We start from the raw sequence: 24,957 nt of genomic DNA on the forward strand, positions 1-24,957 counted from the left end.
CCCGACAGGAGATTCAGCCATGCCCCGTTCCGCGCTACAAACCGCCAGTCCGTCCGCTCCCGCGGCCACCGACTGGGCCACGCTCTACCGCGACCTGGCCAGCGAAGGCCAGATACCGCAGGCGTCCGGCGCCCAGATCGACGCCCGCAACGCCGTGTTCCGCTCCATGTACCTGAACCTGGCCGACCTCAAACAACAGATCGCCGCCAGCGGCATGCAGCCCACCCACGTTACCGTGTACGCGGACGTGCTGACCATTCCGGCCGGTTTGAGCTGGCCATTGGCCGCCGCCGTGCTGGTGGTGTACGCGCGCCGCATCGAAGTCGATCCCAGCGCCGCGGTGCTGCTCGACTACCGCGCTTCGTCGAGCGCGGCGCTGCTGCTGTTCTGCGACGAGATGCAGGGCGCGCTGACGGCGCGCGCGGTGGTGTCCAGCGTCGCCACGCAGCCGGTGACCTTCGTGGTCAACGCCGCCAGCGCCGATCCTGGCGTCATCATCCACAGCGTCAACGGCGCGCCGACGATGGCGCCGCTGAGCCGCGCCAACGGCCTGCCGCTGGCGCTCGACGACGAATTCGAACTGGCGCTGAACAACGCCTTCATCTTCGGCACGCTGCTGGTCGACGAGCAGCCGGCGCTGGCGCTGTCGATACTCGGCTGGGTCAAGGACTGGTCGGGCGCCGTGCCGGCGCAGCTGGGACTATTCCTGCGCAGCGCATCGCTGGCCACCTTGCTCAGCGCGCAGATCAGCGCGCGCGCCAACGGCGCCACCTTCGTGCCCTACCTCAGCGCCGACATCTACACCCAGCTGGCCGACGCCTACGTGGCGCAGGCGCGCCAGTACGAAAGCGACTACATGGCGCTGAGCACCCAGCAGGCGGTCAGCCAGCAGGGCATCGCGCTGGCGCAGGCACTGTGCGACAACGCCGTCTACCAGACCGACTACGTCAACGGCCTGCTGGCCCAGGCCAATCTCAACTGCGTCAACGCCAACGCCGCCGTGGCGGCCGCGCTGGCCGAACTGAATACCCAGCAGCTGGCAACACGCAATGTATCCATCGACTTCCAGGACGTCGGCCTGCCGGCCTATGAGCGGGCGGCCATCGCCAAGGCGGTGTTCGCCATCGTCACTGGCATCGCCACCTTCGGCGCGGCGATTGTCGCCATCGCGGTCGGCGACGGCGCGGCCGCTCCGGCGGCAGCGGACGGCGCGATCCAGACCGTGAAGGCGGTGTCCGACGCCAGCAAGGCCGCCGCCGAAATGGCCGACACCATGAAATCGCTGAAGGATGCGATGGAAGCGCTGAAGGCGGTCTACGAACTGTCGGCCACCATCACCGAAGCCGCGCGCAGCATCCAGGACGCGTCCGGCCTGGTGGCGAAGATGCAGGACATCGACACCGGCGCGGACATCGACAGCGCCACGCAGTGGGACATCTTCCTGGTCAAGAGCACCGACGCGCTGAAGGAACCGATCGACAAGGGCATCGACTACGCCAGCGACTACCTGCAGGCGCTGACCATCCAGTGCATCTACGGCAAGGCCCTGGCGCAGGCGCAAGTGGCGGCGATCCAGGCCGCGCAGCAGTACGCCGCGATCTCGCTGCAGCAGCAGACCGCCCAGCAGCAGCAGGCGCGCCTGCAGGCGCTGGTGGCGCAGCTGCGCGCCGGCGCGGCACCGAGTGCACTGATGATGCAGCAGTTCTACCAGCGCTACCTGGACGCCAAGGGCGCCCTGTACAGCGCGCTGCAGAATTACCGCGCCTCCTACTTCTACTGGGCACTGACGCCGTCCACCGTGCAGCCGAAAGTGGTCGACACGGTGCAGACGCTGGAGACCGGCCTGAATGCGCTGACCGCGGTGGCGCTGGACAAGGCCAACGCCCTCACCCTGTTCGACCCGCCGCCGCAGGCGATCAGCGACAAGACCGTCGTCGTCACCGATGCCGCCACCGTGGCCGCGATCCGCTCCGGCGCGGCCGATGTGGCCATCGCGCTGCCGGCGCTGCCCTTCCTCGGCCTGGAACGGGTGCGGCTGGACACCATCCGCGTCTGGCTGGATGGCGTCAGGGCGCCGTACGGCCAGCGCATCAGCGTGCGCATCGCCAGCTCGGGCAGTTACGCCGACCGGCGCGCCGGCGACGACTACGCGTTCTCCAGCAAGCCGCTGGCGCGCCTGTTCGAATACCACGTCAAGCCCGCCAAATCGGCCGATCCGAATCCGGCCTGGGCCTTCGCCAACGGTGACCTGGGCTACATCGAGCTGGATGGCCGCGTCGACAACGAAGTCAAGTACGCCTACTTCGCACCGACGCCGTTCAGCGCCTGGCATCTGAGCCTGCCGGTCGAACTGAATCCCGGCGTCGACCTGTCGGCCGTGAGCAGCGTCACCTTCCAGTTCCAGGGCAGCGCCATCCCGGCCGCGTTCAACGTGAAAGGAAGCTGAATGGACACCACCCGAATCGACCTCGGACCGGACACGGTGACAGCCGGCGGCAGCCCGTTCGCCCTGCCGGCCGCGCAATGGCGCGCCATCGGCGACTTCCTGGCCAGCGTCAACGCCACCGATGCCGCGTCCAGCGCCGGCATCGCCGCCCAGTTGCCCGACTACGCCACGCTGCGCACCTGCGCCGCCAACTGGAGCGCGCGCACGCATCCCAACCTGCTGTCGCTGGCCGGCCAGATCAGCCAATACGGCAGCTACTTTTCCCAGCAGCTGGCGCCGCGCCTGAACGCCATGATCAGCGGCCAGCAGGCGGCGCAACAAGGCGCGGCGCTGGATGCCCTGCTGCAGCCGGCGATGGACACGGCGCAGCGCTGCGCCACGCTGGCCGCCGCACTGGTGCCGGACCTGCAGACGCTGGGCAGCACCTGCGGCAACATCCAGCGCGCGCTGCCGGGCGTGATCTCGTCGTTGACGGCGCAATCGGTCGGCATTCCCGGCATGGGCAGCAACGACGGTCTGGCCGCCCGGCTGGCGGCGCAGATCGGCGCCATCGCCGCCAATCTGGCGCAGGTGGCGGTGCTGTACGCGGTCGCCGGCAACGTGCCGCTGGCCGACATCGAACGCCTGCGCGGCGCCTGGGGCGGCATCAGCGACGACCTGGCGGCGCTTCGGGAAGACATGCAGACACTGGCCGCCAGCCTGGACACGGTACTGGCCGGCCTGGACCTGCAACTGGCGGGCAGTCAATGGCAGAGCGTGGCCGCCGAAGCGGCCGCCTTTGCCGCCGCGGCTTAAACCTCAACTTCAACCAAGGAGCTTCATCATGGCAGGCCAGAAAACCTTCATCAACAACACCCCGCGCGACATCAGCCTGACGCTGTCGATCCGCGCCGGCGACAATCCGGCCAACACCGCCGGCCAGCAGACCATCACCATCCGCGCCAATTCACAGGCCCGGGTTACCTACGGCAACGACTCCAACATCTACCTGAACGGTCTGTCGGTGGTGGCGGTCGGCGAGGACGGCGTCTTCGGCGAGCAGGAATTCGTGGTCACGCGCGGCGCCCCGATCGACAACCTGCTGAACATGAACAGCGTGGTGGTGCTGAACGGCGGCTTCGTGCAACTGACCTCGCACAACTGAGCGCGCAGGGTATTGCCCTGGCGCGGAAATTCCGCTATATTGAACACATGTTCTCTATAGCGGATTTGTTCAATATAATCCGATATAGACTTTTTGCATCAAGAGTCGGTTTGATCCGACGCCAACCTGCCTTCCCGGGCAAGGTGGAAGCCTTACGGCGATGCGGCCTTTTAACGGCAACGAAGCGGGTGCAGGTGGTTTGCTCCGGATCGGGCCAGGAATTTTGGAGCAACCATGACTACGCAGACCATTCTCTCTCAAGACGCCAGCGCGCTGGATCAGCAGTTCCGCATGACGCACACCTTTCACCTGTCGCTGGGCGCCAGTCAGCCCGCTGCCGGCCAACTCGAATCGACCTTGAAAAACTCCAACGCGCGCGTCGAGAAATGGCTGATCCTGCGCCGCGGCGGCTACTATGAGCACAGCATCACCGTCGGCGGCATCGGCGAAGCCTCCGCGCGCGCCCTGCGCAAGGCGCTGGCCAGCCTGAACAGAGAGATCAAGGTGCACGTCGAACATATGTTGCACTTCGACAGCCCATCTCCTGAGTTGAGATTCCATGCATGATGCAGCGCTCCTTTCCTGGACGCTTCCTGCTCCGCCAGTCCGACATGTCCGGCTGCCATTCAAGTGTCCCGGGCCCAAGCCCGGTGTCACTGTCTTTCCGCGGCATTTCATAGGCTTTCTCAATATGCGACCAAGCTTGCCGTAGAAAAATATTCGCGGCAGGCGGAATTCGCGGATTCTCTGTTCCAGATCGAAAGATCGCCACGAGTTAAGCTCAGACTGGAGGCACTGCCGCCAGCTGACGGCAATTCATTCTGCGGATACCATCTTCAATGGATGCCTTATGAAAATCGCTATCATATTGGCGCTATTGGCCGCGTTCACCACGGCGAGTGCGCGAGAAGCAATCGCCACCGGCCGCTACATTTCAAGTGCGACGCGGGAGTGTTTCTCTGTGCCGCTGACGAACCCGGCAAATGCCGTATCTTGAAGGCGGCACCAGCACAATAAAAAAACGGGCCGAAGCCCGTTTTTTTGGAGTGCGTTACAGCGCCGATTAACGCTTGTCCAGCGGCGGCACGTCGCGCACGGTGGCGCCGACGAACAGCTGGCGTGGACGGCCGATCTTCTGTTCCGGATCGGCGATCATTTCGTTCCACTGGGCGATCCAGCCGATGGTACGCGCCATCGCGAAGATCCCGGTGAACAGCGACACCGGAATGCCCAGCGCCGACTGCACGATGCCCGAGTAGAAGTCGACGTTCGGGTACAGCTTGCGCGAGACGAAGTATTCGTCGTTCAGGGCGATCTTTTCCAGTTCCATCGCCAGTTTGAACAGCGGGTCGTCGTGCAGGCCCAGTTCGTTCAGCACTTCGTGGCAGGTTTCGCGCATCAGTTTGGCGCGCGGGTCGAAGTTCTTGTACACGCGGTGACCGAAGCCCATCAGCTTCACGCCCGAGTTCTTGTCCTTGACCTTCTCGATGAAGGCCGGGATGTTCTCGACGCTGCCGATTTCCTTCAGCATGGTCAGTGCCGCTTCGTTGGCGCCGCCGTGGGCAGGGCCCCACAGGCAGGCGATACCGGCAGCGATACAGGCGAACGGGTTGGCGCCCGAGGAACCGGCCAGACGCACGGTCGAGGTCGAAGCGTTCTGCTCGTGGTCGGCGTGCAGGATCAGGATGCGGTCCAGCGCGCGCACCAGCACGTCGTTGACCTTGTACTCTTCGCATGGGTTGCCGAACATCATGCGCATGAAGTTGGCCGAGTACGACAGGTCGTTGCGCGGGTACATGAACGGCTGGCCGATCGAGTACTTGTAGGCCATGGCGACCAGGGTCGGCATCTTGGCGATCAGGCGGATGGCCGAGATTTCGCGCTGCTTGGCATCGTTGATGTCCAGCGAATCGTGGTAGAACGAGGCCAGCGCGCCGACGGTGCCGACCAGTACCGACATCGGGTGCGCGTCGCGACGGAAGCCGCGGAAGAAGAATTGCATCTGCTCGTGCACCATGGTGTGCTTGGTCACGGTGTCGACGAATTCCTGTTTCTGTACTGCGTTCGGCAGTTCGCCGTTCAGCAGCAGGTAGCACGATTCCATGAAGTCGGCATTCACCGCCAGCTGTTCGATCGGGTAGCCGCGGTATTGCAGCTCGCCCTTGTCGCCGTCGATGTAGGTGATCGACGAGTTGCACGAGGCGGTCGACATGAAGCCCGGGTCGTAGGTGAACTTGCCGGTGGCGCCGTACAGTTTGCGGATATCGATCACGTCCGGGCCGACGGTGCCTTTGTAGATCGGGAATTCGACCGATGCGCTGCCATCGGAGAACGAGAGAGTGGCTTTGTTATCAGAGATATTCATGGACTCTTCCTTCTTTGGAGAGATGCTACGGATAAAAAAATTCTGGGTGTGCTGCTACGCCAGGCGCAGCCGCTGCAGCAACGCATGCACGTGCGGCAGATCGACCTCGCCCTCCGGCTCTTTACGGGCCAGTACCAGATCCATCAGGGCATTGTCCGACAAGTCGAGGAGCCGCGTCAGTGCGTCCACTTCCTCGTCGGTCAATTCGGTTTCATGCGCATCCAGAAAACGCGTCAGGATGATGTCGTTTTCCAGCAGACCGCGGCGGGCGCGCCAGCGCAGGCGGGCGCGGTTGGCCGGGTCGGACTGATGCGCAATAGCGTTCGTTTCAGTCATATCAATACTACTTTATACTAAAACGGGCGACGAGATCGCCGCCCGTAAAGTGCGCTTTAGATCGCGCGACGTACCATCAATTCCTTGATCTTGCCGATGGCCTTGTTCGGGTTCAGACCCTTCGGGCAGACATCGACGCAGTTCATGATCGAGTGGCAGCGGAACAGACGGTACGGGTCTTCCAGGTTGTCCAGACGCTCGCCGGTGGCTTCGTCGCGCGAGTCGGCGATGAAGCGGTAGGCTTGCAGCAGGCCGGCCGGGCCGACGAACTTGTCCGGATTCCACCAGAACGACGGGCACGACGTCGAGCAGCACGCGCACAGGATGCACTCGTACAGGCCGTCCAGCTCTTCGCGTTCGGCCGGCGACTGCAGGCGTTCCTTTTCAGGACGGATCGAGTCGTTGATCAGGTACGGCTTGATCGAGTGGTACTGCTTGAAGAACTGGGTCATGTCGACGATCAGGTCGCGGATCACCGGCAGGCCAGGCAGCGGACGCAGCACGATCGGCTCGGTCAGCTCTTTCAGGTTGGTGGTGCAGGCCAGACCGTTCTTGCCGTTGATGTTCATCGCGTCCGAACCGCACACGCCTTCGCGGCACGAGCGGCGCAGGGCCAGCGAGTCGTCGACGTCGGACTTGATGCGCTGCAGGGCGTCCAGCAGCATCTTGTCGGTGTCTTTCAGCTCGACGGTGACATCCTGCATGTAGGGCTTGGCATCCTTGTCCGGATCGTAGCGGTAGATTTTCAGTTTGAGAGTGCGTGGCATAACAATGAGCCCTTGCTTAGAAAGTACGTGGTTTCGGTTTGAAGGTGTCGACCGTCAGCGGCTTGGTCACGACCGCCTTGTAATCCAGGCGGTTGCCTTCCGAGTACCACAGGGTGTGCTTCATCCAGTTGTCGTCGTCGCGGTGCGGGAAGTCGTCGTGGGCGTGGGCGCCGCGCGATTCCTTGCGCGCCGCCGCCGACACGATGGTCGCCTTCGCGGTTTCGATCAGGTTGTCCAGTTCCAGCGCTTCCACGCGGGCGGTGTTGAACACCTTGGACTTGTCCTGGAACGACACGTGCTTGCGGCGCTCGTCCAGCTTCATGATCTCTTCCACGCCTTTTTGCAGCATGGCGTCGGTACGGAACACGCCGCAGTATTTCTGCATGGTGGCGCGGATGTCGTTGGCCACGCCCTGCACTTTTTCGCCGCCGGTCGAGGTTTCCAGCTTGTTCAGGCGGTTCAGCGCGAAGTCGGCGGCGTCCTTCGGCAGCGGCTTGTTTTCCTTCTGCTTCAGGTTCGAGGCCACCACGTGGTTGCCGGCCGCGCGGCCGAACACCACCAGGTCCAGCAGCGAGTTGGTGCCCAGGCGGTTGGCGCCGTGCACCGACACGCAGGCGCATTCGCCGATCGCGTACAGACCGTTGACCACGCGCTGGGTGCCGTCGCCGTTCGGCGTGACCACCTGGCCGTGGATGTTGGTCGGGATGCCGCCCATCTGGTAGTGGATGGTCGGCACCACAGGGATCGGTTCCTTGGTGGCGTCGACGTTGGCGAACTTGTGGCCGATTTCCAGAATCGACGGCAGACGCTTCTCGATGGTTTCCTTGCCGATGTGGCGCAGGTCCAGCATCACGTGGTCCTTGTTCGGACCGCAGCCGCGGCCTTCCTTGATTTCCTGGTCCATCGAACGCGAGACGAAGTCGCGCGGCGCCAGGTCTTTCAGGGTCGGCGCGTAGCGTTCCATGAAGCGCTCGCCTTCGGAGTTGATCAGGATACCGCCCTCGCCGCGCACACCTTCGGTGATCAGCACGCCGGCGCCGGCCACGCCGGTCGGGTGGAACTGCCAGAATTCCATGTCCTGCAGCGGCAGGCCGGCGCGTGCCGCCATGCCCATGCCGTCGCCGGTGTTGATGAAGGCGTTGGTCGAGGCGGCGAAGATACGGCCGGCGCCGCCGGTGGCGAAGATGGTGGTCTTGGCTTCCAGGATCATGACGTCGCCGGTTTCCATTTCCAGCGCCACCACGCCCACCACGTCGCCGTCGGCGTCGCGCACCAGGTCCAGCGCCATCCACTCGACGAAGAAGTGGGTGCGCGCGCGGACGTTGCGCTGGTACAGGGTGTGCAGCAGGGCGTGACCGGTACGGTCGGCCGCGGCGCAGGCGCGCTGCACGGCTTTTTCGCCGAAGTTGGCGGTGTGGCCGCCGAACGGACGCTGGTAGATGGTGCCGTCCGGGTTACGGTCGAACGGCATGCCGAAGTGCTCCAGCTCGTACACGACTTTCGGTGCTTCGCGGCACATGAATTCGATCGCGTCTTGGTCGCCCAGATAGTCGCCGCCCTTGACGGTGTCGAACATGTGCCAATACCAGTTGTCTTCGGCCATGTTGCCCAGCGAGGCGCCGATGCCGCCCTGCGCCGCCACGGTGTGGGAGCGGGTCGGGAACACTTTCGACAGCACCGCCACGTTCAGGCCGGCTTCGGCCAGCTGCAGGGATGCGCGCATGCCGGAGCCGCCGGCGCCGACGATTACCGCGTCAAAGCGGCGGGATGGGATTGCAGATTTGATAGCTGCCACGATTAAACACTCCAGAGAATCTGTACCGCCCAGACGGCACAAGCGATCAGCCACAGGATGGTGGCGATTTGCAGGGTCAGGCGCAGGCCGACCGATTTGACATAGTCCATCCAGATGTCGCGCACGCCCACCCAGGCGTGGTAGAACAGGCCCAGCAGCGTAACCGCGCTGATCAGCTTGAACCATTGTTGCGCGAACAGGCCGGCCCAGCCCTCATACGTGAAGTTTTGGCCGGACAGGAAGGAAATCAGCAGGATCGCGGTGTACAGGATCATGACGACGGCGGTGACGCGCTGCGCCAGCCAGTCTTTCATGCCGTAGTGGGCGCCGACCACGCGGCGCTTAGGACCGATGTTGTTATTGTTGGCCATCAGAATACTCCAAACAGTTTGAGGGCGACGATCAGGGTCAGCACCAGGCTGACCACCAGCACGGCGGCCGACGATTTACGCGCCGAGTGCTTGTCCAGGCCGATGTGCATGTCCATGATCAGGTGGCGCACGCCGGAGCAGAAGTGCTGCATGTAGCCCCACACCAGGCCGAGGATGATCAGCTTGACCAGCGGGTAGGTGACGAAACCCTGGTAGTAGGCGAAGGAGATCTCGGAGCGCAGGCTCTGCTCCAGCAGATACAGCACGAAGGGCAGCAGCAGGAACACCAGGAAACCGCTGATACGGTGCAGGATGGATACGATCGCCGCCAATGGCATGCGGTAGTTGGACAGTTCGGTAACGTGGATGTTACGGAACTCCGGCCGTTCTTTTTTAGGGGCTTCCCTTACGGCTTCTGACATAACAAGACCTCCTCAGGCTATTACAAAAATTGGTAAGACTGCGATTTTCGCTTATTTCCGCATGTACAACCAATATCTATTGTCACATATATCTAAAATAGTGTTTGGCAACACTGGGTGGCGGCTACTTTCCGTAGCTCAACGTATTATCAGCGCAACAATGCTACCGGCGTATGACTTCGCCCTCTGCGACGCTGTGTCTCCCTCAATTCAGCTCATTGTGGTAATGGTAGTGCTCGGTCAGATACAGGCCGCGGCGCAATTCCACCGGCTTGTCGCCGTAGGTGAACGACACCCGCTCGGACGCCAGCAGCGGCGTGCTGGCGGCGATCTTCAGCAAGACGGCGTCCTCGGCGCTGGCGCAGACGGCGCGGATTTTTTCGGTGGCCCGTATCATGCGCGTGCCGAATTCCGACTCGAACAGCCCGTACATCGGACCCTTGTATTCTTCCAGCCGCTCGGCCGTCAATCCCTTGAAAGTGATACCCGGCAGCCACAGCTCTTCCAGAATCGTCGGCACGGCGTCGAAGGACTGTACACGCTTGACGAAAATCACGGCGTCGCCGGACTTGAGGTCGAGCAGGCGCGCGACGTCGGCCGGCGCGCGCATGCGCTTGACCTCGATGAACTGGCTGACGCCCGAATGCGGCACGCCCTCGTCCGGCACCAGCCGCAGGAAGCGGAACTGCGCGCGCTCCTCGTGGTGGGTGGCGACGAAGGTGCCCTTGCCCTGCTTGCGCATCACCAGGTTCTCCGCGGCCAGCTCGTCGATCGCCTTGCGCACGGTGCCCTGGCTGACCTTGTAGCGGTTGGCCAGCTCCACTTCGCTCGGGATCAGCTCGCCCGGCTTCCATTCGCCGGACTGCAGGCTCTGCGTTATGAGGGACTTGATTTGCTGGTAGAGAGGTGAAAAAGTAGGGGATGCTCCGCCCGCACCGCCGGCGCTGGCTGCGGCCATCATGCTGCTCGGATTGGTCGGTGCGGAACTCATAGCCCGAGATTTCACCACAAAAGGCCGGTGCCGTCCAGAAAAAACGCCAAAAACTCCTCTGTCTTATATAAGACATAAGATAGGATTGACAGCCAGTGACAACCGGCCTACACTCCCCGCCGAACGCTTCCACATACATGATTCTAAGCGTTGATTTTTGCAGTATGATTACGGTTTCCCGGACCGGCCACCGGTCCCGCGATTGAAGAACGATTTACTTCCCACATTGGAGATTCATCATGGCTAAAACCCCACTGCGCGTTGCTGTCACCGGCGCCGCCGGCCAAATCGGCTACGCTCTGCTGTTCCGCATCGCTAACGGCGACATGCTCGGCAAGGACCAGCCGGTCATCCTGCAACTGCTGGAAATCCCTGACGAGAAAGCCCAGAAGGCGCTGAAGGGCGTCATGATGGAAATCGACGACTGCGCGTTCCCGCTGCTGACCGAAATGACCGCCCACTCCGACCCGCTGACCGCGTTCAAGGATGTCGACTACGCCGTGCTGGTCGGCGCCCGCCCACGCGGCCCGGGCATGGAGCGCAAGGACCTGCTGGAAGCCAACGCCCAGATCTTCACCGCCCAAGGCAAAGCCCTGGACCAGGTGGCATCGCGCAACGTCAAAGTGCTGGTGGTCGGCAACCCGGCCAACACCAACGCCTACATCGCCATGAAATCGGCGCCGTCGCTGCCGGCCAAGAACTTTACCGCCATGCTGCGCCTGGACCACAACCGCGCGCTGTCGCAAGTGGCCGCCAAGACCGGCACCCAGGTGAAAGACATCGAGAAGCTGACCGTGTGGGGCAACCACTCGCCGACCATGTACGCCGACTACCGTTTCGCCACCGTCGGCGGCAAATCGGTGAAAGAGCTGATCAACGACCAGGAATGGAACGTCAACACCTTCCTGCCGACCGTGGGCAAGCGCGGCGCCGCCATCATCGAGGCGCGCGGCCTGTCGTCGGCTGCCTCGGCCGCCAACGCCGCCATCGACCACGTGCACGACTGGCACGTCGGCACCAACGGCAAGTGGACCACCATGGGCGTGCCATCGGACGGTTCCTACGGCATCCCTGAGGGCATCGTGTTCGGCTTCCCGGTGACCACCGAAAACGGCGAATACAAGATCGTTCAAGGCCTGGAAATCGACGCCTTCTCGCAAGAACGCATCAACCTGACCCTGAAGGAACTGACCGAAGAGCGCGAAGGCGTCAAGCACCTGCTGCCATAATCGTTCTTTCCGCACGTGGAACCGGTTAAACCGCCGATCCGCCGCACCCGCCGCGCTGCCGAGAGCAGCGCGGCGGTCGTTTCATCCGATACCGACTGCATGCATCCATCCGAGGTTTTATTCCAGGGTAATCTCCAGCCGACGCTGCTCCCGGCCTGCGACCACTACGCCGGCTCCGAGAAGCTGATGCGCAAATCGATCGCCCTGCAACAAGAACTTGGCCCCCTGTTCGACATCACCCTCGATTGCGAGGACGGCGCCAGCGCCGGCAACGAGGAAGCCCACGCCCGCCTGGTGGCCGAACTGATCAACTCCGACGACAACCGTTTCAACCGCATCGGCGCGCGCGTGCACGACGTGCACAGCCCGCATTTCGCCCGCGACGTCGAGCTGATCTGCGCCGCCGCCGCGCGCTTGGCCTATATCGTGGTGCCCAAGGTGAACGGCATCGACGACACCGCCCGCGCCGTCAAGCACATCGGCGCCGCCGCCGCGCGCGCCGGCCGCCAGGACCTGCCGGTGCACGTGCTGATCGAAACCCACGGCGCCCTGCACGACGTGTACGCCATCGCCGCCCTGCCCGAGGTGCAGTGCCTGTCGTTCGGCATCATGGACTTCGTCTCCTCGCACTACGGTGCGATTCCGGGCAGCGCGATGCGCACCCCGGGCCAGTTCACCCACCCGCTGGTGGTGCGCGCCAAGCTGGAAATCGCCGCCGCCTGCCACGCGCACGGCAAGGTGCCGTCGCACAACGTCACCACCGAGATCAAGGATACCGCCGTGGCCGCCAACGATGCGCAGCGCGCCGCCGCCGAGTTCGGCTACACGCGGATGTGGAGCATCCATCCGAGCCAGATCAAGCCCATCATCAAGACGTTCACGCCGCGCCTGTCGGAAGTCAATGAGGCGGCCGCGATTCTGCATGAAGCTGCTGCTGTGCAATGGGGACCGATTTCCCAGCACGGGCGCTTGCACGACCGCGCCAGCTATCGCTACTATTGGACCGTTTTACAACGCGCCCGACTGGCCGGCCTGACGCTGCCCGAGTCGGTGGCGCCGCTGTTCAACGGCACTTCGACCGCTCACCCTATGGAAGCACACTAATGTCCCTGACCAAATTACTCGCTGCCTGCAGCTTCGCCCTGGCCTCGCTGACGCTGGCCGCCGGCGCCCACGCCGACACCACCGCCGCTCCGGCCAAGAAAACCGTCAAGAAGGCGGCCGCCAGGAAGAAGACCGCCGAAAAGCCGGTGGAACCGAAGGCTCCCGATGAGGAAGCCGACGAGCCTTCGATCACCGACACCACCTCGGTCGACTTCGACTGCGAACTGGGCAACAAGATCACCATCTACACCAACGCCGGCGACGACGCCCACATCGCGCTGCGCTGGAAGAAGCGTCTGCACCGCCTGACCCGCGTCGGCACCACCACCGGCGCCAACCGCTTCGAGAACAAGCTGTACGGCCTGATCTGGATCGGCATCCCGGCCAAGGGCATGCTGCTGGACTCCAAGCAGAACCGCCAGCTGGCCAACGAGTGCCGCGACGCCGAACAATCGAAAGCGGTGGCCGTGAACCAGGCGGCACCGGCCAGCAGCAAGGTCACCATTCAGTAACGGCAGTCCAGGACGGGCGCGCCGTCACGGGCGCCTTGAGCAACAAGGTTTAACTTCAATAATAGACGATACCCATCTGAAGGAGAGGTCATGTCCCGCAACACTCTGAACACGCTTAAGGAATTCACTATTTCGGGCAAGAAGGCAAAATTCTATTCGCTGCCGGCCCTGGAGAAGAGCCTGGGCGTCAACATCTCCCGCCTGCCGGTATCGATCCGCGTAGTGCTGGAATCCGTCCTGCGCAACGTCGACGGCAAGAAAGTCACCGAAGAACACGTCAAGCAGGTCGCCAGCTGGGCGCCGACCGCCGAGCGTACCGAAGAGATTCCGTTCGTGGTGGCGCGCGTGGTGCTGCAGGACTTCACCGGCGTGCCGCTGCTGGCCGACCTGGCCGCGATGCGCAACGTCGCCTACAAGATGGGCGTGAACGCCAAGAAGATCGAGCCGCTGGTGCCGGTCGACCTGGTGGTCGACCACTCGGTCACCATCGACCACTTCCGCGAGCCGAAGGCGCTGGACCTGAACATGAAGCTGGAATTCTCGCGCAACAACGAGCGCTACCAGTTCATGAAGTGGGGCATGCAAGCCTTCGACACCTTCGGCGTGGTGCCGCCGGGCTTCGGCATCGTCCACCAGGTCAACCTGGAATACCTGGCGCGCGGCGTCCACAAGGATGGCAACGGCGTCTACTACCCTGACTCGCTGGTCGGCACCGACTCGCACACCACCATGATCAACGGCATCGGCGTGGTCGGCTGGGGCGTCGGCGGCATCGAGGCGGAAGCCGGCATGCTGGGCCAGCCGGTCTACTTCCTGACCCCGGACGTGATCGGCGTCAACCTGACCGGCGTGCTGCGCGAAGGCTGCACCGCGACCGACCTGGTGCTGACCATCACCGAGATGCTGCGCAAGGCCAAGGTCGTGGGCAAGTTCGTCGAATTCTTCGGCGAAGGCACCGAGACCCTGTCGGTGACCGACCGCGCCACCATCGGCAACATGGCGCCCGAATACGGCGCCACCATGGGCTTCTTCCCGGTCGACGACGCCACCATCGAATACTTCGAGGGCACCGGCCGCACCAAGGAGGAAATCGCCGCCTTCCAGGCTTACTTCAAGGCCCAGGGCATGTACGGCATCCCGAAAGCCGGCGAAATCGACTACACCCGCGTGCTGGAACTGAACCTGTCCGACGTCACCCCGTCGCTGGCCGGTCCGAAGCGTCCGCAGGACCGTATCGAAATCGGCCACGTGAAGAACACCTTCACCGAACTGTTCTCGAAACCGACCTCGGAAAACGGCTTCAACAAGAAGGCCGAGGACCTGAACGCCACCTACACCACCACCAACGGCGTGCACGTGAAGAACGGCGACGTGCTGATCGCCGCGATCACCTCGTGCACCAACACCTCCAACCCGAGCGTGCTGCTGGCCGCCGGCCTGCTGGCCAAGAAGGCGGTGGAAGCCGGCCTGACCGTGGCGCCCCACATCAAGACCTCGCTGGCCCCGGGCTCGCGCGTGGTGACCGAGTACCTGACCGCCGCCGGCCTGCTGCCCTACCTGGAACAGCTGGGCTTCGGCGTCACCGCCTACGGCTGCACCACCTGCATCGGCAACGCCGGCGACCTGACGCCGGAGCTGAACGCGGCCATCACCACCAACGACATCGTGGCTTCGGCCGTGCTGTCGGGTAACCGTAACTTCGAAGCGCGTATCCACCCGAACATCCGCTCCAACTTCCTGGCCTCGCCACCGCTGGTGGTGGCCTACGCCATCGCCGGCAACATGACCGTCGACCTGATGACCCAGCCGGTCGGCAAGGGCAAGGACGGCAAGGACGTGTACCTGGGCGATATCTGGCCGACCTCGAAAGAGATCGCCAAGCTGATGAAGTTCGCGATGAACGCGAAAGTGTTCAAGTCCAACTACGCCGATGTCAAGGGCAATCCGGGCAAGCTGTGGGAGCACGTGTCGTCGACCGAAGGCCAGGTCTACAACTGGCCGGCCTCGACCTATATCGCCGAGCCGCCGTTCTTCGAGGGCTTCGAGATGACCCCGAAACAGACCGACCCGAACATCACCGGCGCGCGCGCGCTGGGCGTATTCGGCGACTCGATCACCACCGACCACATCTCGCCGGCCGGTTCGATCAAGGAAGACGGCCCGGCCGGCAAATGGCTGAAGGAAAACGGCGTGATGAAGGCCGATTTCAACTCCTACGGCTCGCGCCGCGGCAACCACGAGATCATGATGCGCGGCACCTTCGCCAACGTGCGCATCAAGAACAAGATGATCCCGCCGAAAGCCGACGGTTCCGCGGTGGAAGGCGGCATCACCATCCACCAGCCGTCGGGCGAACAGCTGTCGATCTACGACGCGGCCATGAAGTACGTGGCGGCCGGTACCCCGACCATGGTGTTCGGCGGTGAAGAGTACGGCACCGGCTCGTCGCGCGACTGGGCGGCCAAAGGCACCCAGCTGCTGGGCGTGAAGGCGGTGATCGTGCGTTCGTTCGAGCGTATCCACCGCTCCAACCTGGTCGGCATGGGCGTGCTGCCGCTGCAGTTCATCGGCGACGATTCGGTCGAATCGCTGGGCATCACCGGCAAGGAAACCTATGACCTGAAGGGCCTGGACGGCGATATCAAGCCGCAACAGCTGGCCACCCTGGTGATCAACCGCGAAGACGGTTCCAGCCAGGAAGTCAAGGTGCTGCTGCGTATCGACACGCCGATCGAAGTCGACTACTACAAGCATGGCGGCATCCTGCCGTTCGTGCTGCGTCAGCTGCTGGCGGCCTAATCGGTTAAGCAACGCACGCATGAGAAGCCGGGCTTGCCCGGCTTTTTTTATGCACGTTTGCCGAATGATCTACAATAGGGCTCATAAGGGTTATCATCTGCATGACTGATCCGTTTTATTCACTTTTAATGAGACTCTTACCGCGCTATGCGTCGCCCATCTAAAGCTTCATCCCACAAACTGTCCGCCGAGAGCCAGCGTCTCGCCACCTATGCCCAGGCCATCGGGCAGGCGGCCAGCCGTATCGAAGAGCGGGCCTGGGAACACACTCTCGATGCACAGCTCCAGAAACTGCTGAAGACCGGTCACCAGGACACCATCGACGCCACCCTCAACGCACTGTTCAAGGAGGACCTGAACGCCTACGACGTGCTGATGGATGGCGTCGAGGCGGCCAGCGAATCGGGCAGCTTCACCATCGACACCGCCGACGGCGTGAGCAAGCCGTACGACGTGCTGCTGGTGGCCGCGCCCATCCTGGCCTGGACCCGCTTTGCCATCGCTTCCGGCGCGATCCCGGCGGACATCCTGCAGACCCTGTCGGCGCACTTCTCCGCCCACCTGCTGGCCGACGGCACGCAGATGGCCATGTCGCCCACCCTGTTCTCGATCGACCAACTGCCGCGCAGCCACGTCGAGACCTACGGCAAAGTGCACAAGCTGGCGCAGGCCGCCGTCAAGGGCACGCTGCTGAAGGCCGACAGCAAGGTGCCGGAGACGGCGCCCTTCCTGGCCGACACCCGCTATTTGCTGGTGGCCGTGGTGGCGCCGGCCGGCGCGCCGCTGTTCCGCTGGCAGATGGCCGAACTCCAGAACAACTACGCCGCCGAGCGCGCCACCGCGCTGGAGCAGTGGCGCGCGCAGGCGGCGCCGACCGTCAGCCGTCTGCTGCCGGGCTGCGGCATCGAACTGCTGCTGCCGGAAGCGTACTACATGGCCTGCCGCGAAGCCGACAAGCAGATCCGTCCGGTGTCGATCCGCGCCGCCGTGCACTACCTGACCCATACGCTGGCGCTGGAACCGGGCGATCTGCGCGCCGTGATCGCCGGCTTCGGCGAGGAAAACGCCGACGGCCAGATCGACGAATACCGGGTGGCGTTCACCCAGCGTTCGTCGTCGGACGTGATCTACGGCGTGGTGTGGCCGCTGTACGGCCAGGAAGACGAGGAAGGCACGCCGGCGGAAGGTCCCGCCTCGGCCATTCCATCGCAGAAGCCGCTGACGCCGCTGGAAGAAATCGTGCTGCACCTGAACGAGGCGGGCGTCACCCAGATCAAGAAGCATAACGAACGTTATGTGGTCGAGTTCTGCGACGACTGCGGCGCGCCGCTGTTCGCCGACCCGCTGGGCGAACTGGCGCACGCGGAAATGCCCGAGGATGCGCCGGTCGGCACCGAGCACTTCCATTAATAAAACGCCCCTGTCCGCAAACAGGGGCTTTATTTTTGCGCCGGCGGCGTGAGGTAGATTACGATCGGCTGCAGCGTCTGCTGTGGCTGCGTAGTTACCTGCGCCGGTGGCGGAACAGGCGCCTGCACCACGACGGGAGTTTGCGGCGGCGAGGGCTTGAGCAACTGCCCCATCGCGGCGGCCAGCCCGCCGAAGCCAACAAACAAGCCGATCATGCTGCCAACCATCCACTTGTGTATATCGGCACGCAACGCTTCCACATCCGCCTTGGTTGCCAAGGTCGGCAATGTCGCATCGAAGCGCGCCTCCAGCGCGGTTTGCCGTTCGCTGTCCATCCTTCCAGCTTAGGACAGAATGCCCGCCTTACCAAGTGGAGAACGGGTGCTTGATCAGGTTCGAGTTGAGGTAGCGCAGATCGTGCGTGACTTCCTCGCCGACCCAGTCCGGCTTGTCGAACTGCTGTTCTTCCGACTGCAGTTCGATCTCGGCCACAACCAGCCCGGCATTCACGCCGAGGAACTCATCCACTTCCCACACATTGCCGGCGAATGCGATGCGGCGGCGGTACTTTTCGATCAGCGGCTGCTCGCACAGGCGGTCCAGCAGCTCGGCCGCCTCGGCGACCGGAATCTCGTACTGCCACTCGCCGCGCGTGGCGCCCTGGTTGGCGCCCTTGATGGTCAGCACGCCGCGCTCGCCCTCGATGCGCACGCGCACCACGCGTTCCTTGTGCGACGACAGATAGCCCTGGCGGAAAAACACCGGCTCCCCCAGTTGCATCCAGCCGTCGCCCGACAGCAGGAACTTGCGCTCGATCTCGACGCCCACGATCAGTAATCGCCCAGCGACAGCAGGATGGGCTGCAGGATGGCCGCGCCCAGTGCAGCGCTGCGCGCGCCGTTCCAGCCGACGGCAGGATCGGGCAGATCGGCGTTGTCCTTGAACGGCATCTCCAGCGTCAGCGCCAGGCAGCCGAAGTGATGACCGACGTACTTGGACGCCAAGGTCAGCATGTCTTCCTTGTACTTGCTGGCCGCGTAGCCCACCTTGTCCTGGAAGTCCGGCGAGGCGTTCTTGTAACGGTCGATGAAAGCCTGCTGCTTCTGGCGACGCTCGTCGCTGAAGTTCTCCAGCATCTCATTGCCGGCCACGAAATTGTACGGCAGCGCCTCGTCGCCGTGGATGTCGAAGAACATGTCGATGCCGGTTTCGTGCATCTTCTGCTTCACGTACAGCACTTCCGGGCTGCGCTCGACCGATGGCGTCATCCACTCGCGGTTCAGATTGGCGCCGGCCGCGTTGGTACGCAGGTTGCCGCGCACCGAGCCGTCCGGATTCATGTTAGGCACGATGTAGAACACGCAGGTCTGCAGCAACTTGCGGGCGATCGGATTGGCGTCGTCCAGCAGCGCGTCGATCAGGCCTTCGATAAACCACTCGGCCATCGATTCGCCCGGGTGCTGGCGCGCGATGAACCAGATCTTCTTTTCCGCTTCCGGCTTGCCGATCACCACCAGGTTCATGTCGCGGCCATCGACCGTCGAACCCAGATCGTGCACGCGCGCCAGCGGATGCTCACCCACTTCGCCCAGCAGACGCAGGTGACGCTCGAACGAATACGGCTCGAAGTAAGCGTAGTAGATGCTGTCGGTATCGGGCGTGTGGTTGATCGTCATGACCGCGCCATCGAACTTGGTCGGCACGCGGAACCAGTTTTCGGTGTCGTAGCTGGCCACCGCCTGGTAGTCTTCGTAGCCCTTGGCGTACGTCGCCTGGCCGGCGTTCAGGAAGCGCATGGTCAGCTTCTGGCCGCGCGCGCCCTGCACGCGGAAGTGGAACCACTGGTGAATGTCAGCGTGCGAGTCCTTGCGCAGATTCAGTTCGATGGTGTCGGCACTGTCCGCGCGCAGCACTTCAATGGCGCCCGAGTCGAAGTTCTGGCTGATTTTAATGGTCATGTTAATCCAATACTAAGGGTATGCTGATGACCATTATTTTACCAGCATGCTTCCCTCTCGTTTATAGCGGGCATGCCACGACAATGCCTGCTCCAGCACGTGCGGCGTCTGGCCGCCGCCCAGCAGCGCTTCCTCGAAATAGGCGCGCAGCTGCGGGCGGTAGTCGGGATGCGCGCAGTGTTCGATGATCAGCGGCGCGCGCTCGCGCGGCGCCAGGCCACGCAGGTCGGCTAGGCCCCATTCCGTCACCAGCACGTCGACATCGTGCTCGGTGTGATCGACGTGCGCGGCGAACGGCACCACGCTGGAGATCGCGCCATCCTTGGCCACCGACTTGCTGACGAAGATGGACAGCGCGCCGTTGCGGGCGAAGTCGCCCGAGCCGCCGATACCGTTCATCATGTGCGTGCCGCCGACGTGGGTCGAGTTGACGTTGCCGTAGATGTCGAACTCCAGCGCCGTGTTCAGCGCGATGATGCCGAGCCGGCGCACGATCTCGGGATGGTTGCTGATCTCCTGCGGCCGCAGCACGATGCGTTCGCGGTAGTTCTCGATGTTGCGCACGAACTTCTCGTGCATGGCCGCCGACAGCGTAATCGACGAGGCCGATGCCATGCTCAGCTGGCCGGAATCCAGCAGCTCGATGGCGCTGTCCTGCAGCACCTCCGAGTACATGGTCATGCTGCTGAACGGGGAATCGATCAGGCCATGCAGCACCGCGTTGGCGATGGTGCCGATACCGGCCTGCAAAGGCCGCAGCGACGGGTCCATGCGCCCCGCCTTCACTTCGCCGTCCAGGAAGCCGATCACATGGCGCGCGATGGCGTCCGTTTCTTCGTCCGGCGGCAGCGCGTTGGACGGGCTGTCCGGGCTATCGGTGATGACGATGGCGGCGATGCGGTCCGGGTGCACCGGAATCGAAGTCCAGCCGATGCGCTGCCATGGCGTCAGCAGCGGAATCGCACTGCGGTGCGGGCGGTTGCCCGGCACGTAGATGTCGTGGAAGCCTTCCAGCGCCAGCGGTGCGCTCAGGTTGATCTCGACGATCACCTTGTCGGCCTGCTGCACGAAATTGGCCGTGTTCCCGACCGACATGGTGGGGATGATGCCGCCGTCGGGCGTGATCGCCACCGCCTCGATCACGGCGATATCGACCGCTTTGAGATCGCCGGCGCGCAGCTGTTCGGCCGTCTCGGACAAGTGCTGGTCGATGAACATCACCTCGCCCGCATTGATCTTGCGGCGCAGCGCGGCGTCGGCCTGGAACGGCATGCGGCGCGCGACCACGCCGGCGTTGGCCATCAGGCCGTCGCTGTCATTGCCAAGCGAGGCGCCGGTCAGCAGGGTCAGATGCAGCGGCGTCTGGCGCGCACGCTCCACCAGCGCGGCCGGCAGCGCCTTGGCGTCGCCGGCGCGGGTGAAACCGCTCATGCCGACGGTCATGCCGTCCCTGAACAGCTGCGCGGCCTGCGCGGCGCTCATCAGTTTATTCATCAGCGCCGGACGGCGTATACGGTCTTCATACATGGTGGTTCTCCTCGTTCTTTTGTTTCAGTATAGAATCAGAGAAACCGTCGTCTTATGACTTAAATTCTCATTCTCCAGTCGTTTTATTCATGGACCTGCGATCGCTGCGCTACTTCGTCGAGACCGTCCGTCTGAACAGTTTTACGCAGGCGGCGGAGTCGCTGCACGTCACCCAGTCCACCATCAGCAAGATGGTGCGCCAGCTGGAAGAGGAAACCGGCGCCCAGCTGCTGGTGCGCGACGGCCGCAAGCTGACGCTGACCGACACCGGCCAGGTGGTCCATGCGCGCGGGATCGAAATGCTGGCCACCATGCGCCAGCTGGCGGTGGAGATACGCGACACGCAGGCGGCGGAGCGCGGCCAGCTGACGGTCGGCATCCCACCCATGATCAACCTGCTGTTCACGCCCGTGCTGAAAGCCTTCCGCCAGCGCCATCCCAACATCGTGCTGACCTTGCGGGAAGACGCCGGCCAGGCCATCGAACGTCAGGTGGCGCAGGGCGAGCTTGAAATCGGCCTGACGGTGCTGCCGGCAGATCCGGAACTGGGGCTGGAATGTTCGCCGATTGCCAGCTATCCGGTGTGGGCGCTGGCGGCGCGCGGCACTTTTCAGAAGAACCGCTCGGCGATCAGACTGAAATCGCTGGCGGGCACGCCGCTGGTGCTGCTGAAGGACGATTTCGCCATGACGCGCGCGCTGCGCAAAGCCTTTGCCGCGGCGGGCTTCGAACCGCAGATCGCCGCGCAGAGCGGCCAGTGGGACTGGCTGGTGGCCATGGCCTCCGCCGGCATGGGCGTGGCGCTGCTGCCCGAACCGTTCATCCATCGGCTGGCCATCGGCCATCTGGACGCGGTGCGGCTGGAGCCGGAACTGCCATGGCAGCCGGCCCACGTCTGGCGCGGCAGCTACCTGTCGCACGCGGCGCGGGCCTGGCTGGACATCTGCCAGGAGATGCTCAGCAATGTTCCGGCAGGCGGTGGATCGCGATCCCCTCGATAGGGTCGATGGGCTGCTCCCACGGACGCTGCTCGAGGAAGCGCCGCGTATCGTCATAACCGCCCTGCCAGCGCGCGCGGATGCCGGACGCGCTGAAGTCGATGTCCTTGGTGTGGTCTTCACCGCCGATGCGCGGCGCACGCAGCGAGACCACGTGCATGTCGGTGCCGCAGCCCCAGGATGCGAGCTCGCGCACCTCGGCCAGTGCCAGTTCCTTGTCCGGCAGATGCTGCGTCAGCTGGCGGATCACGTGGCGCAGGCGGTGCAGCTTGCGCTGCTGCTCGATATTGCTGGCGCGGCTGGCATACTGAATCTCCTTATGCTTGTCGAGCACATCGAGCACGCTTTGCGGTTCGCTGCCGTCCGGGTTCCAGACCTCCACCGAAAAGATCACCGAGCTGCGGCGCGGCTCGTCATCGAGCACCGCCTCGATTGGCGTATTGGAATAGATGCCGCCGTCCCAATACGGCTCGCCGTCAATGCGCACCGCGGGAAATGCCGGCGGCAGCGCGCCCGACGCCATCACATGCTCCACACACAGTTGCTCACGCTTGCTGTCGAAATAGCGCATGGCGCCGTTGCGCGCATTGACCGCGCCGACGGTGAAGCGCATCCGCTTCTGATTGATGTAATTGAAATCGACCAGCGCCTCCAGCGTGCTGCGCAAGGGCGTGGTCTGATAAAAGGACGCGTGCTCGATGCCGACGCGCGCTTCCGGATTCCACCACGACGCCAGATTCGGCTCGAAGAAGGCCGGTATCCCCTGCCCCAGCGTGATCGCGTTGGCGATGGCGCGCGGCATGGTGGCGAAGCCGAAGGAATTGCGCTCCATGCGGTGCCAGAACTCGCGCAGCTTGTCCAGCCGCGCCTCGGGCGGATTGCCGGCAATGATGGCGCCATTGATCGCGCCGATCGAGGTGCCGATCACCCAGTCCGGTTCGATGCCCGCTTCGTGCAGTGCCTGATACACGCCGATCTGATATGCGCCCAAGGCGCCGCCGCCCTGCAGGACCAGCACGACCTGGCCCGGCAGGGAGGATGAAGGAGGACAAGCAGGTTTGCGGCTCAAGAGTTATCTCCACGATGCACTGCAACATGGAGATTGTAAGCCATCTTCAGCCCACATTCACACCGCGTGCTTTCAGCGCCGCGCGCACGCCGGCACCGTAGGCGCGATCGGCCAGGTCGAAGTGGCCCAGCTGGCGTTCGATGATCTCGGCGCTCACCTGGCTCAGTGGGCCGGCCAGGTTATCGAACAGGTTTTGCTGCTCATCCTTCGGCATCAGGCGGAACAGATCGCCGGCCTGAGTGTAATCGTCCTCCTTGCCGCGGGCGTCGTAGCGGCCGGCCGCGCCGCTCTGCGGCAGCGCCGGTTCACCGTGGCCCATACCTTGCGGATTGCTGCCGGCCGCCTGCACCGGATCGTAATTCACCGCCGCGCCGCCGTTGGCGATGGCCATGGCGCCGTCGCGCTGCTGATTGTGGAACGGGCAGCGTGGCGCGTTCACCGGCAGGTGCTGGTGATTGGTGCCGACGCGGTACAGCTGCGCATCGTGGTAAGCGAACAGGCGCGATTGCAGCATCTTGTCCGGCGAGTAGCCCATGCCCGGCACCACATTCGCTGGCGACAGCGCGGCCTGTTCGACTTCCGCATGATAGTTGAGCGGGTTGCGGTTCAGTTCCAGCACGCCGACCGGGATCAAGGGAAAATCCTTGTGCGGCCACACCTTGGTCAGATCGAAGGGATTCCAGCCGGTGCGGGCTTCCCACGCGGCGAGATCGGCCTCGGTGGCGACTTGCAGCTTGACGTCCCAGCGCGGGAAATCGCCCTTGGCAATCGCGTTGAACAGATCGCGCTGCGCGTAATCGGGATCGCTGCCGGCGATGCGCGTCGCCTCGGCGGCCGACAGGTTGCGGATGCCCTGCTGCGTCAGGAAATGCCACTTGACGTAGACGCGTTCACCGGCGGCGTTAATCAGGCTGTAGGTATGGCTGCCGAAACCGTGCATGTGGCGGTAGCCGTCCGGCGTGCCGCGGCTGGAGAACAGCGTCGTGACCTGGTGCAGGCTCTCCGGCGTGCGGCTCCAGAAATCGAACATCGCGGTCGGCGACTTCAGATTGGTCTGCGGATCGCGCTTCTGCGTGTGGATGAAGTCAGGGAACTTGATGCCATCCTTGATGAAGAACACCGGCGTGTTATTGCCGACCAAATCCCAGTTGCCTTCCTCGGTATAGAAACGCACCGCGAAGCCGCGCGGATCGCGCTCGGTATCGGCGCTGCCCTTCTCGCCGCCGACGGTGGAGAAGCGCAGGAAAGTCTCGGTCTGCTTGCCGACTTCGGCGAACAGTCTGGCCTTGGTGTATTGGGTGATATCGTTGGTAACCGTGAAGGTGCCATAAGCGCCCGAACCCTTGGCATGCACCACACGCTCGGGAATGCGCTCACGATTGAAGTGCTGGAGTTTCTCGATCAAGTGAAAGTCTTGCAACAGTACCGGTCCGCGTGGACCGGCAGTCATGGAATTCTGGTTATCGGCGACAGGGATGCCGGAAGCGGTAGTGATTGGTGGCTGGCTCATGCTATAGCTCCTCGTTGTTTGATAGTGTGAAACTATTCTACCCAGCGCGAGCCATTAAAGAAATCTATAAATATCTATGAAAATAATAGCCAGAAACTAAATCAAGTCGGGGTGGGCGCCCCCCAAAAGGCCCGTTGGGGGCGCCGTATTGGCAGATGGGGGGGGGGCCCCCCCCGGGAAGCGGGGGGGGTTGGGGGGGGGGGG

General features: G+C 63.6%; 24 protein-coding genes and 1 riboswitch. Of the genes, 11 read left to right on the plus strand and 13 right to left on the minus strand.

Annotated features, from left to right (window positions below; translation table 11 throughout):
- Window positions 1–19: 19 nt before the first annotated feature.
- From E4L98_RS01175 to E4L98_RS29900, 5 genes are all read left to right on the plus strand, one after another.
- A complete protein-coding gene (locus E4L98_RS01175; protein WP_135199733.1) occupies window positions 20–2,446 on the plus strand; it encodes a hypothetical protein in 2,427 nt (808 codons plus the stop codon).
- Window positions 2,447–3,241 (plus strand): hypothetical protein, encoded by a 795-nt coding sequence (locus E4L98_RS01180; protein ID WP_135199734.1) that lies wholly within the window; start codon window positions 2,447–2,449, stop codon window positions 3,239–3,241. It begins immediately after the preceding gene.
- Between the two features lie 28 nt (window positions 3,242–3,269).
- Complete coding sequence (locus E4L98_RS01185) at window positions 3,270–3,590, plus strand: hypothetical protein (RefSeq protein WP_135199735.1); 321 nt, start codon at window positions 3,270–3,272, stop codon at window positions 3,588–3,590.
- Between the two features lie 90 nt (window positions 3,591–3,680).
- Window positions 3,681–3,784: riboswitch (SAM-I-IV-variant riboswitch) on the plus strand.
- Window positions 3,785–3,824: 40 nt separating this feature from the next.
- Window positions 3,825–4,157, plus strand: a complete 333-nt coding sequence (locus E4L98_RS01190) for a hypothetical protein (RefSeq protein ID WP_135199736.1) — start codon at window positions 3,825–3,827, stop codon at window positions 4,155–4,157.
- A gap of 283 nt (window positions 4,158–4,440) precedes the next feature.
- Entirely contained in the window at window positions 4,441–4,587 is a 147-nt protein-coding gene (locus E4L98_RS29900) for a hypothetical protein (RefSeq protein WP_167761246.1), read from the plus strand.
- A gap of 66 nt (window positions 4,588–4,653) precedes the next feature.
- Here the strand turns inward: E4L98_RS29900 and gltA are convergent, their stop codons facing one another.
- The 7 genes from gltA to E4L98_RS01225 all read right to left on the minus strand — a co-directional run bounded on the left by gltA (window position 4,654) and on the right by E4L98_RS01225 (window position 10,637).
- The gene (gene gltA, locus E4L98_RS01195) at window positions 4,654–5,955 is read right to left on the minus strand and encodes a citrate synthase (RefSeq protein ID WP_135199737.1); all 1,302 of its coding nucleotides are present in this window, start codon (window positions 5,953–5,955) and stop codon (window positions 4,654–4,656) included.
- Between the two features lie 54 nt (window positions 5,956–6,009).
- Window positions 6,010–6,291, minus strand: a complete 282-nt coding sequence (locus E4L98_RS01200; RefSeq protein ID WP_135199738.1) for an FAD assembly factor SdhE — start codon at window positions 6,289–6,291, stop codon at window positions 6,010–6,012.
- Between the two features lie 56 nt (window positions 6,292–6,347).
- A complete protein-coding gene (locus tag E4L98_RS01205; protein ID WP_135199739.1) occupies window positions 6,348–7,058 on the minus strand; it encodes a succinate dehydrogenase iron-sulfur subunit in 711 nt (236 codons plus the stop codon).
- A gap of 16 nt (window positions 7,059–7,074) precedes the next feature.
- The gene (gene sdhA / locus E4L98_RS01210; protein ID WP_135199740.1) at window positions 7,075–8,853 is read right to left on the minus strand and encodes a succinate dehydrogenase flavoprotein subunit; all 1,779 of its coding nucleotides are present in this window, start codon (window positions 8,851–8,853) and stop codon (window positions 7,075–7,077) included.
- Window positions 8,854–8,855: 2 nt separating this feature from the next.
- Window positions 8,856–9,224 carry a succinate dehydrogenase, hydrophobic membrane anchor protein gene (gene sdhD / locus E4L98_RS01215; protein WP_135199741.1) on the minus strand — a complete coding sequence of 123 codons (369 nt, stop codon included), beginning with the start codon at window positions 9,222–9,224 and terminating at the stop codon, window positions 8,856–8,858.
- Window positions 9,224–9,646: a succinate dehydrogenase, cytochrome b556 subunit gene (gene sdhC, locus E4L98_RS01220; protein ID WP_135199742.1), complete on the minus strand. Its 423-nt coding sequence runs from the start codon at window positions 9,644–9,646 to the stop codon at window positions 9,224–9,226. Before sdhC ends, sdhD begins: the two co-directional genes overlap by 1 nt.
- A gap of 205 nt (window positions 9,647–9,851) precedes the next feature.
- The gene (locus E4L98_RS01225; RefSeq protein ID WP_135199743.1) at window positions 9,852–10,637 is read right to left on the minus strand and encodes a GntR family transcriptional regulator; all 786 of its coding nucleotides are present in this window, start codon (window positions 10,635–10,637) and stop codon (window positions 9,852–9,854) included.
- A 239-nt stretch (window positions 10,638–10,876) separates the two neighbouring features.
- Here E4L98_RS01225 and E4L98_RS01230 point away from each other — a divergent pair, with 239 nt between their 5' ends.
- From E4L98_RS01230 to E4L98_RS01250, 5 genes are all read left to right on the plus strand, one after another.
- A complete protein-coding gene (locus E4L98_RS01230; RefSeq protein ID WP_135199744.1) occupies window positions 10,877–11,866 on the plus strand; it encodes a malate dehydrogenase in 990 nt (329 codons plus the stop codon).
- 99 nt (window positions 11,867–11,965) lie between these two features.
- Window positions 11,966–12,970, plus strand: coding sequence for an HpcH/HpaI aldolase/citrate lyase family protein (locus tag E4L98_RS01235; RefSeq protein WP_135199756.1), 1,005 nt, complete (start codon window positions 11,966–11,968; stop codon window positions 12,968–12,970).
- Window positions 12,970–13,482: a hypothetical protein gene (locus E4L98_RS01240; protein ID WP_135199745.1), complete on the plus strand. Its 513-nt coding sequence runs from the start codon at window positions 12,970–12,972 to the stop codon at window positions 13,480–13,482. Before E4L98_RS01235 ends, E4L98_RS01240 begins: the two co-directional genes overlap by 1 nt.
- Window positions 13,483–13,572: 90 nt before the next feature.
- A complete protein-coding gene (gene acnA / locus E4L98_RS01245; RefSeq protein WP_135199746.1) occupies window positions 13,573–16,281 on the plus strand; it encodes an aconitate hydratase AcnA in 2,709 nt (902 codons plus the stop codon).
- Window positions 16,282–16,428: 147 nt separating this feature from the next.
- Window positions 16,429–17,691: a DUF2863 family protein gene (locus tag E4L98_RS01250; RefSeq protein ID WP_135199747.1), complete on the plus strand. Its 1,263-nt coding sequence runs from the start codon at window positions 16,429–16,431 to the stop codon at window positions 17,689–17,691.
- A gap of 29 nt (window positions 17,692–17,720) precedes the next feature.
- Here the strand turns inward: E4L98_RS01250 and E4L98_RS01255 are convergent, their stop codons facing one another.
- The 4 genes from E4L98_RS01255 to scpC are packed head-to-tail and all read right to left on the minus strand — an operon-like array spanning window position 17,721 to window position 21,176.
- On the minus strand, window positions 17,721–18,026 hold the full coding sequence (locus tag E4L98_RS01255) for a hypothetical protein (protein ID WP_135199748.1): 306 nt from the start codon (window positions 18,024–18,026) through the stop codon (window positions 17,721–17,723).
- A gap of 28 nt (window positions 18,027–18,054) precedes the next feature.
- Complete coding sequence (locus E4L98_RS01260) at window positions 18,055–18,519, minus strand: CYTH domain-containing protein (RefSeq protein WP_135199749.1); 465 nt, start codon at window positions 18,517–18,519, stop codon at window positions 18,055–18,057.
- 2 nt (window positions 18,520–18,521) lie between these two features.
- On the minus strand, window positions 18,522–19,649 hold the full coding sequence (locus tag E4L98_RS01265; RefSeq protein WP_135199750.1) for a M14 family metallopeptidase: 1,128 nt from the start codon (window positions 19,647–19,649) through the stop codon (window positions 18,522–18,524).
- A gap of 33 nt (window positions 19,650–19,682) precedes the next feature.
- Window positions 19,683–21,176, minus strand: coding sequence for a succinyl-CoA:acetate CoA-transferase ScpC (gene scpC / locus E4L98_RS01270; protein ID WP_135199751.1), 1,494 nt, complete (start codon window positions 21,174–21,176; stop codon window positions 19,683–19,685).
- An 89-nt stretch (window positions 21,177–21,265) separates the two neighbouring features.
- On the opposite strand from scpC, the gene E4L98_RS01275 reads away from it, so the two are divergent.
- Window positions 21,266–22,177, plus strand: a complete 912-nt coding sequence (locus E4L98_RS01275) for a LysR substrate-binding domain-containing protein (RefSeq protein WP_135199752.1) — start codon at window positions 21,266–21,268, stop codon at window positions 22,175–22,177.
- Here the strand turns inward: E4L98_RS01275 and E4L98_RS01280 are convergent.
- Both E4L98_RS01280 and E4L98_RS01285 read right to left on the minus strand, forming a co-directional pair.
- On the minus strand, window positions 22,134–23,243 hold the full coding sequence (locus E4L98_RS01280) for a patatin-like phospholipase family protein (RefSeq protein ID WP_229257176.1): 1,110 nt from the start codon (window positions 23,241–23,243) through the stop codon (window positions 22,134–22,136). The genes E4L98_RS01275 and E4L98_RS01280 overlap by 44 nt on opposite strands.
- A 46-nt stretch (window positions 23,244–23,289) precedes the next feature.
- Window positions 23,290–24,753, minus strand: a complete 1,464-nt coding sequence (locus E4L98_RS01285) for a catalase (protein ID WP_135199753.1) — start codon at window positions 24,751–24,753, stop codon at window positions 23,290–23,292.
- Between the last annotated feature and the right edge of the window lie 204 nt (window positions 24,754–24,957).

This window comes from Duganella callida, assembly GCF_004614165.1.
GTDB lineage: Bacteria > Pseudomonadota > Gammaproteobacteria > Burkholderiales > Burkholderiaceae_D > Rugamonas > Rugamonas callida.